This window comes from Arthrobacter sp. UNCCL28 (genome assembly GCF_900102805.1).
GTDB classification, from domain to species: domain Bacteria; phylum Actinomycetota; class Actinomycetes; order Actinomycetales; family Micrococcaceae; genus Arthrobacter; species Arthrobacter nicotinovorans_A.
This window is the reverse complement of sequence record NZ_FMWE01000002.1, coordinates 820,797-834,124: the sequence shown is the minus strand read 5'-3', so window position 1 is coordinate 834,124 and position 13,328 is coordinate 820,797. Positions and strand designations below refer to the sequence as shown.

General features: G+C 63.6%; 9 protein-coding genes. 7 read left to right on the top strand and 2 right to left on the bottom strand.

The features are described from left to right. The 6 genes from BLQ01_RS08345 (at position 1) to sucD (ending at position 8,129) form a co-directional block, all read left to right on the top strand. The gene (locus BLQ01_RS08345) at positions 1-846 is read left to right on the top strand and encodes an inositol monophosphatase family protein (protein WP_026543191.1); all 846 of its coding nucleotides are present in this window, start codon (positions 1-3) and stop codon (positions 844-846) included. Positions 847-955: 109 nt separating this feature from the next. Continuing rightward, the gene (gene pcrA / locus BLQ01_RS08340) at positions 956-3,499 is read left to right on the top strand and encodes a DNA helicase PcrA (RefSeq protein WP_091551061.1); all 2,544 of its coding nucleotides are present in this window, start codon (positions 956-958) and stop codon (positions 3,497-3,499) included. Positions 3,500-3,636: 137 nt separating this feature from the next. Beyond that, positions 3,637-5,079 carry a putative Ig domain-containing protein gene (locus BLQ01_RS08335; protein WP_175493375.1) on the top strand — a complete coding sequence of 481 codons (1,443 nt, stop codon included), beginning with the start codon at positions 3,637-3,639 and terminating at the stop codon, positions 5,077-5,079. A gap of 22 nt (positions 5,080-5,101) precedes the next feature. Beyond that, a complete protein-coding gene (locus tag BLQ01_RS08330) occupies positions 5,102-5,791 on the top strand; it encodes a hypothetical protein (RefSeq protein WP_091551058.1) in 690 nt (229 codons plus the stop codon). A gap of 253 nt (positions 5,792-6,044) precedes the next feature. After that, a complete protein-coding gene (gene sucC, locus BLQ01_RS08325; protein ID WP_026543187.1) occupies positions 6,045-7,214 on the top strand; it encodes an ADP-forming succinate--CoA ligase subunit beta in 1,170 nt (389 codons plus the stop codon). A 12-nt stretch (positions 7,215-7,226) separates the two neighbouring features. Continuing rightward, a complete protein-coding gene (gene sucD / locus BLQ01_RS08320) occupies positions 7,227-8,129 on the top strand; it encodes a succinate--CoA ligase subunit alpha (RefSeq protein ID WP_026543186.1) in 903 nt (300 codons plus the stop codon). A gap of 147 nt (positions 8,130-8,276) precedes the next feature. Here sucD and BLQ01_RS08315 read toward each other — a convergent pair whose 3' ends face one another. Further along, positions 8,277-11,150 (bottom strand): chitobiase/beta-hexosaminidase C-terminal domain-containing protein, encoded by a 2,874-nt coding sequence (locus BLQ01_RS08315; protein WP_254779295.1) that lies wholly within the window; start codon positions 11,148-11,150, stop codon positions 8,277-8,279. 168 nt (positions 11,151-11,318) lie between these two features. Then, a complete protein-coding gene (locus BLQ01_RS08310; RefSeq protein ID WP_091551055.1) occupies positions 11,319-12,110 on the bottom strand; it encodes a gamma-glutamyl-gamma-aminobutyrate hydrolase family protein in 792 nt (263 codons plus the stop codon). Positions 12,111-12,184: 74 nt separating this feature from the next. On the opposite strand from BLQ01_RS08310, the gene BLQ01_RS08305 reads away from it, so the two are divergent. Further along, positions 12,185-13,324 (top strand): LOG family protein, encoded by a 1,140-nt coding sequence (locus tag BLQ01_RS08305; RefSeq protein ID WP_175493374.1) that lies wholly within the window; start codon positions 12,185-12,187, stop codon positions 13,322-13,324. The last annotated feature ends 4 nt before the right edge of the window (positions 13,325-13,328 follow it).

The following is a 13,328-nucleotide window of genomic DNA, read 5'->3' as shown; positions in this document are numbered from 1 at the left end:
ATGACCACCGGCAGGCACACCGCAACTGAACTTGATCCCACCCTCGATGACTACCAACTGGCCAGCGCCCTGGTCCGTGAGGCAGGCCAGCTGGCGCTGCTCATGCGCATGGGCGGCCTCCAAGGCGAACGGAAGACCTCAGTGTCCGACGTCGTCACGGCAGCCGATCACGCGGCCGAGGCTTACGTCCTGGAACAGTTGCGCCGTTGCCGGCCCGAGGATGGCATCCTCGGAGAAGAGGGCGCCTCCGTAGCCGGAACCAGTGGCCGGACCTGGGTGATCGACCCCGTGGATGGCACCTACAATTTCCTGCACGGGTCCACGTACTGGTGCTCAGCGATCGCCCTCAAGCGGGACAGCCCGGAGCACGGAACCAGCCCTGCAGCAGACCCGGAGGTGCTGCTCGGAGCCATCTACCAGCCTGAGCTGGACAAGCTGTGGCTGGGTGGGGAAGAACACCCCGCCACCTTGAACGGCGAACCGATCTCCGGGTCCGGCGATCGGGCCGTGGGTGAAATCAGTGCGGCCACCTACATCCACCCCACCTGGCTGGCCGATCCCCGCACGGCAATGCCTTGGCACGCTGCGGCGATCACTGCCGCCTCTTTGCGCATGTTCGGCTCGGGTTCGTGTGATCTCGGCCGCGTTGCGGACGGCGAGCTCGGTTGCTGGTTCCAGCACAGCTGCCCCGAATGGGACTGGCTCCCCGGCAAAGCGATTGTCCGCGCAGCAGGCGGGGACACCGCCGTCGTGAAAGTGAACGGGCTGAACTGGTTCGTCGCGGGAGGCCCGACGGCGGTACGTGAGTTGAGCGCTGCCCTCACCTCTGTTCCCCAGTTTGCCTAGGAAGTAAAGCCGCAGAAGCGCTTGGATGCTTGTATATCCGTGGAGATTACGGGGGCTGCAGACCCGGCGCCTTATAGTGTCAGGGCCACCGCCTAGACTGGTAGGCACCATGGATATGTTGTTTGACCCCTACGCAGACGGACCCTTCAAAGCAGGCACCAAGGCCGCAGTCAAGGCTGCCCCGGAGCTTTCCCGCCCCGGGGGAGGCATTGCCGGCGCCCGCGTCCAAGGGGGCAGCGGCGGGTCGTCGGACACTGCCGGAGGGTCGGCGTCCGGAGGATGGGGCAACAGCGGAGGGTCCGGACTTCCCTCTGCCGAAGCACTCCTGCAAGGGCTGAACCCGCAGCAGGAAGAAGCCGTTAAACACGCGGGCACTCCCTTGCTGATCGTGGCCGGTGCAGGGTCCGGCAAGACCCGTGTCCTCAGTAACAGGATCGCCTACCTGATCGCCACCAAGCGTGCCCACCATGGCGAAATCCTGGCCATCACGTTCACCAACAAGGCTGCAGCCGAAATGCGGGAACGCATCGAAGCGCTGGTCGGCGGGCGGGCCAAGGCCATGTGGATCTCCACCTTCCACTCCTCCTGCGTCCGGATCCTGCGGAGGGAAGCCACCACGGTGGGGCTGAACTCGAACTTCTCCATCTATGACTCAGCGGACTCCTTGCGCCTGATCACCCTGGTGTCCAAGAACCTGGACCTTGACCCCAAGAAATTCGCGCCCAAGGCCATCCAGCACAAGATCTCGGCACTCAAGAATGAGCTGATCGACGCCGATTCCTATGCCTCCACCGCGAACTACAACGACCCCTTCGATACAGCGGTTGCCGAGGTTTTCAAGGGCTACACACAGCGGCTCCGCCAAGCGAACGCGATGGACTTTGACGATCTCATTGCCGAGACCGTCTACATGTTCCGGGCCTTCCCGGCGCTCGCGGAGTCCTACCGTCGCCGCTTCCGCCACGTCCTGGTGGATGAATACCAGGACACCAACCATGCCCAGTACGCTTTGGTCCGGGAAATCGTGGGGGTGGGAACGGACACCAGCGTTCAGCCGAGCGAACTGACCGTGGTGGGCGACTCCGATCAGTCCATTTACGCCTTCCGCGGCGCGGACATCCGCAACATTGTGGAGTTCGAGGCCGACTACCCCAACGCCCGCACCATCAAGCTCGAGCAAAACTACCGCTCCACCCAGAACATCCTTAGCGCGGCCAACTCCGTGATCTCACGCAATCCCAACCGCCAGGAGAAGCGCCTGTGGACTGCGGAGGGCGATGGCGAAAAGATCATCGGCTACGTGGGCGAGAACGAGCACGACGAAGCCCAGTTCATCGCCAAGGAGATAGACCGGCTGCAGGACGAGGAAGGGTTGCGTCCCGGTGACGTCGCCATCTTCTACCGCACCAACGCACAGTCCCGTTCCATTGAAGACGTGCTGGTCCGGGTGGGCCTGCCGTACAAGGTTGTGGGCGGCACCCGGTTCTATGAGCGCAAGGAAATCAAGGACGCCTTGGCGTACCTTCGCGTCCTGGTGAACCCCGATGACGACGTCAACCTCCGCCGCATCCTCAACGAACCCAAGCGGGGAATCGGTGATCGGGCCGAAGGCGCCGTTGCTGCCCTGGCCGAACGTGAGCGCTCCTCCTTCATGGCCGCCGCCCGACGCGCCGACCAAGCGCCCGGAATGGCCAGCCGTTCGGTCAACCTGGTTCTTGGCTTCGTGAAACTCATGGATGACCTTGCTGAGGTGGCATCGGGTTCAGGCGCCGCTGCCGCTTTGGAAGCCGTGCTGGAGCAGACGGGATACCTTGCCGGATTGCGCGCCAGTACGGATCCGCAGGATGAATCCCGGGTGGAAAACCTCGCCGAACTGGTTGCCGTGGTCCGTGAGTACGAACGCGACAACCCGGAAGGTTCCCTGGGGGAGTTCCTGGAACAGGTCTCCTTGGTAGCCGACGCCGACCAGATCCCCGATGCACCGGGCGCTGACATCGACGCCGCAGTGGCAGAGGCAAAGCGCATGGGTGTGGTCACGCTCATGACCCTGCACACCGCCAAGGGCCTGGAGTTCCCGGTGGTCTTCCTGACCGGCATGGAACACGGGATCTTCCCGCACCAGCGCTCGGCCACGGACCCTAAGGAGCTCGCGGAAGAACGCCGGCTGGCATACGTGGGCCTGACCCGCGCCCGCAAGCGCCTCTACGTCACGCGTTCCGAAGTCCGCAGCATGTGGGGCCAAAGCCAGTACAACCCCGCCAGCCAGTTCCTGGAGGAAATCCCCTCCGGGTTGGTGGAATGGAAGCGCGAAGGTATGAGCCGCCAAGCCGGTGGCTGGGGAAGCGCCCCCATCGGCTCCAACCGGTACGGTGGTTCGTTCTGGGGGGCGGGCACCTCACGCGGGGCTGCCGCAAGCCCCACAGCAGGGTTCGACGCCGACGTTCCTGCCGCTGTCGCCCGCAACCGGGTGCAGCCGCAGAAGGAAGTTATTTCCGTGGTGGTGGGGGACAAGGTCAACCACACGAGCTTCGGCAATGGCGTGGTGTTGGGCGTCGAGGGCGCCGGAGACAAGACGGTAGCCAAGGTGAAGTTCGACGTCGGCGAGAAGCGCCTGCTGCTGAGGTACGCGCCGCTGACAAAACTCGATGCTTGAGCACCGCAGCGCTCCATACCCATTGTCCTGAACCCCATCCCAGCCTAGACTGACCGGGCGTTGCACTGGGGCCGACGCCGGTTTGTTTCCCTCCTTGCAATGCCAATTTGCTTGCATTCTTGTGGGGGAGGACGCGCGTGGGCGCTTTTGTTGGGGAACGTCGTTTGCGGGGCAAGGCCGCGAGGCTGCTGCTGGTGGGGGCCGTGGCAAGCGCCCTGGCGCTCCAGTTCGCTCCGCCTGGGATAGCCGATGCGGAGCCGTCACCAACCGGGAGTCCGGCAGCAACCGCCAGCCCGACGCCGACGGCCAGCCCGAACCCATCGGCAAGCACCAGTCCAACGCCGACACCCACTGCCATTTCCGGGGCCACCCAGCCGGCCCTCGCGGAACCGGGAGTGACCAATCCGCCCGCGACGAATCCCGCCACGCCGCAGCAAGAGCCACCTGCACCAGCTGTAGCGGACCTCGCTGATCCATTGACTGTGCGGTCTTACGTGGACAGGGGGTACCTCACCAAGACGTACGATGCGCCGCTGGTGATTTCCGGAGGAACAGCACCTTACACCGCCACCGTCAATAACGTCCCTCCCGGTCTGACGTTCGACCCAGCGAGCCTCAGATTCACCGGCATGCCCACCCAAGCGGGCTACTTCCGGATGCCTGTCACGGTGACGGATTCATCAGAGCCCGCGCAATCACTTGTCCAGGAGGTCGCAATAGACTTTTTCGACTACGCACCGCCCAACTTCAGGACGGTGACTAACTCGGAGAAGTTCACTGACGGCGTCGTTGGAGCCTGGTACAGCGAGAGCATCCTGGTCTGGACGGTGGGTGGCCAGCCATACACCACGGCTGTGGTTTCAGGTGCTCTTCCGCCGGGGATGTCGTGGGGGCGGAACGCCGCTTCCGGCACGCCGACTGCGGCGGGAACGTACACCTTCACTGTGCGGTTCTCGGACCTCTATGAATCCATCGATGCGCAGTTCACCTTGACTGTCCGCGCCTCAAGGCCACAGCCCACGGGTTTCGCCGTTCCAGCGGCAGTCTTGGGCGAACCGTATTCTGCGAAGATCGCCTCCGTCACCGGGGGCGTGGCTCCCTATGATTTTTGGTGGGCGACGCCCCGCCATATGGCCGGTAGCCTGTCGTGGCACGATCCGGGACCGGACGGGCTCACTATTGATGACAATGGCGTGTTGCAAGGCATCCCTACCAGAGCCGGGTCTTTCCAGATCTTTGTGTACTTCAGTGACTCCGGTCTGTACAAACAGTGGGTGTTCTCTACGGTCGTGACCGTCCTCGAAACCCGGCCGCCCGCGGAGAACCCGCCGCCGGCTGCCGAGGCGCCAGCACCTCCAGCGGCGGTGACTCCGGCAGGAGCGGTGGTCCCGGCGTCGAGCGCTGAATATGGCAACTCTGAATACGGCAGCTCTGAATACGGCAGCGCTGAACTCGCGGCGACCGGCCTGGAGTCCGGAAGGCTGCGCACCATGCTGTGGGCAGCTGCCGCCATGTTTGCGGCGGGCGTCGCGCTGGTGGTCTTCAACAGCCTCCGGCGCCGCCGAGGCAGTACGGCGTGAGGTTACCGGCATAATTGGTGGCATGCGACGGACTGTTTTGGGGATTCTTGCTGCCGTGCTCCTGGTATTGGCCACCGGGTGCTCCTTCGCCACGAAGGATCCGGACTACGTTCCACCGGCCCCTTTGCCACCCCTTGAGCAACTGAAGCAGGTTCCTGTCACGGAGCAGACCACTCTGGCGGCCGGGGAGGATGTCACTGCCTTCGTCACCCAGGACAAGAGCATCGTGTGCGCCTTGACGTCGTCCAAGGGCGGCCACCTGAACCTGCCCTACGAGGCAAATTCCTACTCGGACGCGGCCAACAACAAGTTCCCGGTGGTTCCGGTGGCGCATTGCGAACTGGCGAAGTACGCCAAGCCCGATCTCACCGACATCGCCGATGACTGCGCCGGAACGGGGCTGGGCTACCTCGGCGGTACGGTGCTGCTCTCTCCGGACAAGGCGGTCTACGGCTCGTGTCGTTCCGGCGTAACACAAATGGAGTCCGAGTTCGGTCCCAAGGGCAGCCGCAACGGGCCAATCTCCAAGCTGCGGGAACTGGCAGATGGGCAGAACATTGAGCGTAACGGGCTGCGGTGCTCGGCCTATAACGGCGGGGTTGCCTGCGGAAACGTCTCCGGTGGCGTGGCCTTCTTCGTGACGCCAGAGGGCTACCAGCTGATTTCCGACGGCGGCAAAACAGTCACGGGGAACCTGAAACAAGCGTCGTGACAGCCGGTGGATGGCCCAAAAACCGCGAAATTCTGCGGGTTTTCTACAGCGCATAGAAGTGTAAGGTTACTCACTTAACAGGTAGTGTGTAGCTGGCGGGACTCCTCAAAGGGCTAAAGTTCCGAGAGGACCTTACGCAATGTGACCGGCTTCAATCCTGGTTGTTACCGCGTACTCTCCGCAGCTGGCTATCGCGGTCATCGCGGTTCCCGGCTGAACAGAAAACTACTTCGACGTAGAAGGACACTAAACCGTGGACCTGTTTGAATATCAGGCGCGCGATATGTTCGAAGCGCACGGTGTACCCGTGCTCGCCGGCATCGTGGCGCACACTCCTGAAGAAGCAAAGGCAGCTGCCGAGAAGATCGGCGGCGTAACTGTCGTCAAGGCACAGGTTAAGGTTGGTGGCCGCGGCAAGGCTGGCGGCGTCAAGGTTGCCAAGACTGCCGAAGAGGCGCTTGAGCACTCCACCAACATCCTGGGCATGGATATCAAGGGCCACACCGTCAACAAGGTGATGATCGCCCAGGGCGCAGACATCGCCGAAGAGTTCTACTTCTCGGTCCTCCTGGACCGCGCCAACCGCAACTACCTGGCCATGTGCTCGGTAGAGGGCGGCATGGAGATCGAACAGCTTGCCGTTGAGCGTCCCGAGGCCCTGGCCAAGATCGCCATCGACCCCGCTGTGGGCATCGACCAGGCCAAGGCCGACGAAATCGTCGCCGAAGCAGGTTTCGCTGAAGAACTGCGCGGCAAAGTCGCCGACGTCATTCTGAAGCTCTGGGATGTCTTCAAGAAGGAAGACGCAACCCTGGTTGAGGTCAACCCGCTGGTCCGCACCGGCGCAGGCGAAATTGTTGCCCTCGACGGCAAGGTCTCCCTGGACGAGAACGCCGACTTCCGCCACGTGCACCACTCCACGTTGGAAGACAAGGACGCAGCTGACCCGCTCGAGGCCAAGGCCAAGGCGCAGGACCTCAACTACGTCAAGCTTGACGGCGAAGTAGGCATCATCGGCAACGGCGCCGGCCTCGTGATGTCCACCCTCGACGTCGTTGCTTACGCCGGCGAAAAGCACGGCAACGTCAAGCCCGCCAACTTCCTGGACATCGGCGGTGGAGCTTCCGCCGAGGTCATGGCCAACGGTCTGGACGTCATCCTTGGCGATTCCCAGGTCAAGAGCGTGTTCGTGAACGTCTTCGGTGGCATCACCGCGTGCGACGCCGTGGCAAAGGGCATCGTGGGTGCACTTGCTGAGCTTGGTACCTCTGCGAACAAGCCGCTGGTAGTCCGCCTCGACGGCAACAACGTTGAGGAAGGCCGCCGCATCCTGACCGAGGCCAACCACCCGCTGGTTACCCTGGCCGCCACCATGGACGAGGGCGCCGACAAGGCTGCCGAGCTCGCCAACGCAGCTAAGTAAAGGGACGCGACAATGTCTATCTACCTCAACAAAGACTCCAAGGTCATCGTTCAGGGCATCACCGGCGGCGAGGGCACCAAGCACACCGCCCTGATGCTCAAGGCCGGCACCAACATTGTTGGTGGCGTCAACGCCCGCAAGGCCGGTACCACGGTCCTGCACGGCGACAAGGAAATCAACGTCTTCGGCACCGTCAAGGAAGCCATCGCTGAAACCGGCGCAGACGTCTCCATCGTCTTCGTTCCGCCGGCATTCACCAAGGACGCCGTTGTTGAAGCAATCGAAGCCGGCATCGGCCTCGTTGTTGTCATCACCGAAGGCGTCCCGGTTCAGGACTCCGCCGAATTCTGGGCATTGGCCCAGTCCAAGGTTGACGCCGACGGCAAGCAGATCACCCGCATCATCGGGCCGAACTGCCCCGGCATCATCACCCCCGGCGAAGCCCTGGTGGGCATCACCCCGGCGAACATCACGGGCAAGGGCCCCATCGGCCTGGTGTCCAAGTCCGGTACCTTGACCTACCAGATGATGTACGAACTCCGCGACCTCGGTTTCTCCACCGCAATCGGCATCGGTGGCGACCCCATCATCGGCACCACGCACATCGACGCCCTGGCTGCGTTCGAGGCTGACCCGGAGACCAAGGCAATCGTCATGATCGGTGAGATCGGTGGCGACGCTGAAGAGCGTGCAGCCGACTACATCAAGGCCAACGTCACCAAGCCCGTTGTTGGCTACGTTGCCGGCTTCACGGCTCCCGAGGGCAAGACCATGGGCCACGCCGGCGCCATCGTGTCCGGCTCTGCAGGCACCGCGCAGGCCAAGAAGGAAGCTCTCGAAGCCGCAGGCGTGAAGGTCGGCAAGACGCCGTCCGAGACCGCTACGCTGCTGCGCGAAGTTTTCGCCACGCTCTAGGTTTACCGCCGAAAGGCACAAGAAGTACGACGACGGCCCGGTACCTTCCCTGCGGAAGGTACCGGGCCGTCGTCGTACTTTAAGCAGCTGACGCGAGCCGAAGAGTCTGGGGGAAAACTCCGACCCGCGCCAGGTCCAAGGGGTCGGCTAGGCGATGACTTTCATCGCCTGCCAGCCGGTGCCGAGGCTGATCGGCGGGACGTTGCTGAGCGTTCCGCCTCCCGAGCCCGGATACAGCCACAACGTGTCTCCGATGCGGCCCAGGATGTCGTTCTTGCCGTCGCCGTCAAGGTCCCGCGGACCGACCAGCGCGGTGCGGGTTCCCCAGCCCGTCCCAATCTGGGTCCATTGCAACCAGCCCCCGGTTCCATCGCCCGGATATAGCCATAATGCGCCTGTGTCGGTTCGCCGCGCCAGTACATCTGCCTTGCCGTCGCCGTTGAAATCGCCGGTGCTGAAGATGGCGTTCATGACGTCCCAGCCCCAGCCCACGGTGTAGGGAGCCCGCTGCCCTCCGGTCCCGTTTCCTTCGTAGAGCCGGAGCTCGCCGTTGCTGCGACGACCAATGAAATCGGGGATGCCATCGCCGCTGAAGTCGCCGGGTGAGAAGATCTGCGTCATGGTGCTCCATCCGGTGCTGACCTGTGTCCGTGCCCCGAAGCTCCCTGTGCCGTTGCCGGGGTAGAACCAGAGGATGTCGCCTGCGCGGGCCAGCAGATCCGGTTTACCGTCCTTGTTGAAATCACCGGGGGTGACGGTGTCAGTGATGGTGGACCAGGCTGGTGCGGCCAGGGCGACCTGACGTGGGTCCAGTCCGCCGGAGGCATTGCCGGGGTAGAGGTACAGGGTGCCCGCAGTATCGGCGGCCAGCACGTCCGCCCGTCCGTCTCCATTGAAGTCATGGCTGGACGGCGGCCCGGCTGCCGGAACAGTGTAGGTCTGGGTGCCTGCAGCCGAGGTGTTGCCGGCAGTGTCTACGCCGATGTACTTGAGCACCAGGGTGGAACTGCCCATGACTACCGGATTGGCGGGGTTGTACTTGATGTTGGTGGCCGATTCCGTGGCCGTTGGCGTGCTTCCGTTGGTGGTGTAGTAAATGGTGGCAGGTTCATTGGCGGACAGGGCGATGGTTGCTCCACTGGCCAGCGCACGACTGGTGGGGTTGGCCGTGACCGTGGGGGCGGCTGTGTCCGGCGGAATCGAATAGCTCTGAGTGCTTACCTCGGAGACGTTGCCGGCGGTATCCCTGGCGAAGTACTTCAACGTCATGGGACCGGGACCGTTGAAGGGGATGGCCGTGGTGTAGGTCAGTCCTGCCGTCAGGGGATCCGTGCCGTCCGTGGTGTAGCGGATCTCAGCCGGTTCATTCGCGGACAAGGTGATGGTGGTTCCCGCAGCGTATTGGCCTCCCACGGGGTTGGCCGTGACCACGGGCTTGGTGACGTCCGGACCCGTGGAGTATGTCTGTGTGACCACAGCCGATGAATTGTTTGCTGCGTCCACGGCGAAGTACTTCAGCGTCAGCGGACCATTCAGGATCAGCGGTGCCGTGTACTTGCTGCTGGCGGTGGTCGGGGTGCTTCCGTTGGTGGTGTAGTAAATGGTGGATGTTTCGTTGGCCGTCAGGGTGATCGCCTGGCCTGCGGTGTAACTTCCGCCCGGGGGCGCTGCGGTGACTACCGGAGCCGCGGTATCAGCGCCAAGGTAGGCCTCAAACTCGGCCAAGCCGGCATTCGTAGTCCCGGAACTGACCCCGGTAATGTTCAACCGCACCGAGCTCACCGTCTTCGCAGGAAACTTGATGGTGAGGCCGGAGCCGTTGTTGGGCAGGGCCGGTACAGCCACCGTACTTCCATCGGAGAACTGGAGGTTGCCGGCGGTGATCTGGTCAGTGAGCAAGGGTCGGTCGGACAACGTCACGGCATCGATTGTCCGGGTGGGGGAGAAGTTGTACTGGATCCAGCTGCCCGCCTTTTCCCCGGCTGACACCCACTCACGGGTGGCATCCATCGGAGCACCCCACTGGTACCCGTCGCGGACCTTTTCCGGGCTCTGTGCGGCGGCCTTCTGTGAGGAAGCCGTGACGGTGGTGCCCGCCGATTTGGCGGCATTGCCCACCCATTCAATGGCCGTGATGTATTGCCGTTTCAGCCACTCGTCATACGGGGAATCCGGACAGCCCTCACCGGGGGTGCTGCAGATATACATGTCGAAGTCGGAGAACCGGACAAAGGTATCAACTTTGGCCGTCAGTTCGGCCCCCGTCACGTTCTGGGCATACTCGTCAATGACGTAGGCGTCATAGGCGAGGGAAGTGTGCGGCCCGGTGTAGCTGCGGGTTGCGAGCTGGGCGAATTTTGCGGTGGCCCAGTGGTCGCTGTGGTCATAGGGGCTGTTGAAGTTTCCGGTCCAGTCCTGGGTGCGGAAAGTGGTGGGCTGGAAGTTGGCCACAAGCCGGTTCAACGCCGATTGGAACTGGGACTTGGTGAACGTCGCTGCATTATCCACGGGGCGGATGGAGGAAAGCCGGCCATCCCAGAGTTTCAGGATGCTCTGGCTGTTGTAGGCGGCGCTGCCCAAGCCGTTCGGAAAGCCGTCCGGCAGCCGCATGTACACCACAGAGACGTTGGGAGCGCCGTTGAGGGTCCGCATCGTCAGCGGACGCCCCGGTACTCCGGCGTCTGAGGTCGTCCAGCTGTTGGAGACGCCGGCCATTTTGGCGTAGCTTGCCTGGATGCCCGATTCGAGGCTGCGCCAGTACGTTGCTCCCTCGCCGGCCTCACCTGCTGTGGTGAAAACCGTTTGGACGCAACGCTTGGCTTGGATGTCCCGCATGAAGTCAGGGCTGAGGAAGAGCAGGTCATCGTCCGTATGGGCAACAATCTGCAGGGCACCACCCGTGCCCGCACACGGCGGTTCGGCGGCGGTTGCCACAGATGCAGTGGTGAGGACCAGAGAGCCCATCACCATGGCGGGGCCGAGCAGAAAGCCCAGGACCCAGCGATGGAACGAAGTGCGCATAGTAGTACGTAGGGGTCGACTGGCGTATTTTGGACGGTCCACAACCATGCTCCTTTGAGCAGATGTTGGGCCCCCCAGCCGGCAAACTTACGACGCCCGCGGACGTCATTGCAGATGAAGTTGGTACTGGCTGAACTTCCAGCGAGGCTGAAAGCGATGCAGTGAGCGCTACTGTACTCCACCAGGACGAGCCTGGGTAGGGTGCCGGCACACTTGGACAAAGGAGCTGAAAAGTACAAGCCGGTCCGAGTCGGCAAGCTGCGAAACCTCCGGGTGCCACTGAACGGAAGCAACCCACCGCGACGGATCTTCCAGCGCCTCTACCGTGCCGTCGTCGGCGATCGCCGTGACCACCAGGCCTTCCCCTACGCGGGCCACCGCCTGGTGATGCCCGGAGGCGACCTTGATGGTGGAGCCTTCGGGGGAGCCATGGAGTGCAGCGGCCTTGGAACCGGGGGAGAGGCGGACATCATGCCAAGCCCATTCGCTGGCCCCCGGGTTGCCAGGGTCCAGGCTGCTGTGCGTCACCGAGGTAACGGCCATGTCCTGGGTCAAGGTCCCCCCGTACAGCACATTCAGGAGTTGGTGGCCGCGGCAGATCCCCAAAAGAGGCAGGCCCGCATCAATGGTTGCGCGGGCAACGTCAATGTCCAGGTGGTCCTGCTCCTGGTTCACGTCATAGAGCGCGTCCTCGGGATCCTGGCCATACAGGCGGGGGTCGATGTCGCCGCCGCCGGGCAGCAGCACGCCGTCGAGCCTTTGCATTTCGGCCGCCAAACGCCCGGCACTGTCCGCCGAGACCGGAGTCAGCAGCACCGGCTGCGCGCCGGCCTCGCGCAGCAGTTCCACAATGAACGTGAAGAGCTGATTGGCTGCACCCACCCTGGCGTCCGGGGTGTCCGAACTGCTGAGCCTGATCGGAACACCGATGCGCGGACGGCCCACTTCTGAACTCTTCATGCTCCATGATGCACCGGGCAACAGCACCGCACGTAAAAGCCGGCGTCATGCCCGGCCGATACTACGCTGAAACCATGAATCGCACCGGACCCCTGAACCCGAGCCCGCGGACACTGGATGTAGAAAGCTTGGTCCACTTCGAGAACCTGGTCGCCGGGGGAGCCGGGTCCATGAGCGGCTGGCATGCACAGTCACTGGACCTGAGGGGCCACGCCAAGGAGCTTAAGACCTTGGACGCCCAAGGCGCGATCTTCCTGGGATGTACCTTCGACGACGGCGTGGAAGAGAGCCTGCGGCGACGCGGAGCGCTCATCTTCCCCAAGCTGGCTGGTGTGCCTTTCAACCCCTACCGCAACGGCCTGTACACAGCAGCGGAACTCTACCCGGACATCTCCTCCACAGAGTATGAATCCACCCTGGACGCCCGGGTCTACCAGTGGAGCATCATTCCCGGGCAACGGGGAAACCTGGACGCCACCCTCGCCGCTGCCCTGCACGACCACGCAATCGGCGACGCCCTGGACGAACTCCTGGACACCGGAGCCCTCGCCGGGACCAAAGTAGTGGGCGTCATGGGCGGACACGCCGCCCAGCGCGGCACCAGCGAATTCGCCGACGCCGCCAGGCTGGGCCGCTTGCTCGCCCAGGCAGGGTTTGGGGTCGCCACCGGCGGGGGACCCGGGGCCATGGAGGCAGCCAACCTGGGCGCCTACTTGAGCCGGATCTCCGACGCCGATGCTGCGGCCGAGCTCGAAACCCTCGCCGAAGTCCCCGGGTTCAGGCCCTCGGTGACGGCCTGGGCGCGGCTGGCGGCCGCCGTCGTCGAACGCCATCCCGACGGTGCGCCCACGCTGGGCATTCCCACCTGGTTCTACGGACACGAGCCACCAAACCTGTTCGCCACGCACATTGCCAAATACTTTGCCAACGCCGTCCGGGAAGCCATACTGCTGGAGCTGTGCACCGGAGGGACTGTCTTCCTTCCCGGTGCCGCCGGAACGGTGCAGGAGATTTTCCAGGATGCCTGCGAGAACTACTACGGAGCGCCCCAAACCATCAGTCCCATGGTGTTGGTGGGCCGCGAACACTGGGAGCGGACACTGCCCGCATGGCCCATGCTGCAGAGCCTTGCCGCGGGAAAACCCATGGCGGAGAAGATCTTCCTGGTGGACACCGTGGAGGATGCGCTCGCAGTGGTGGCCGGCGCGGCATGAGGTG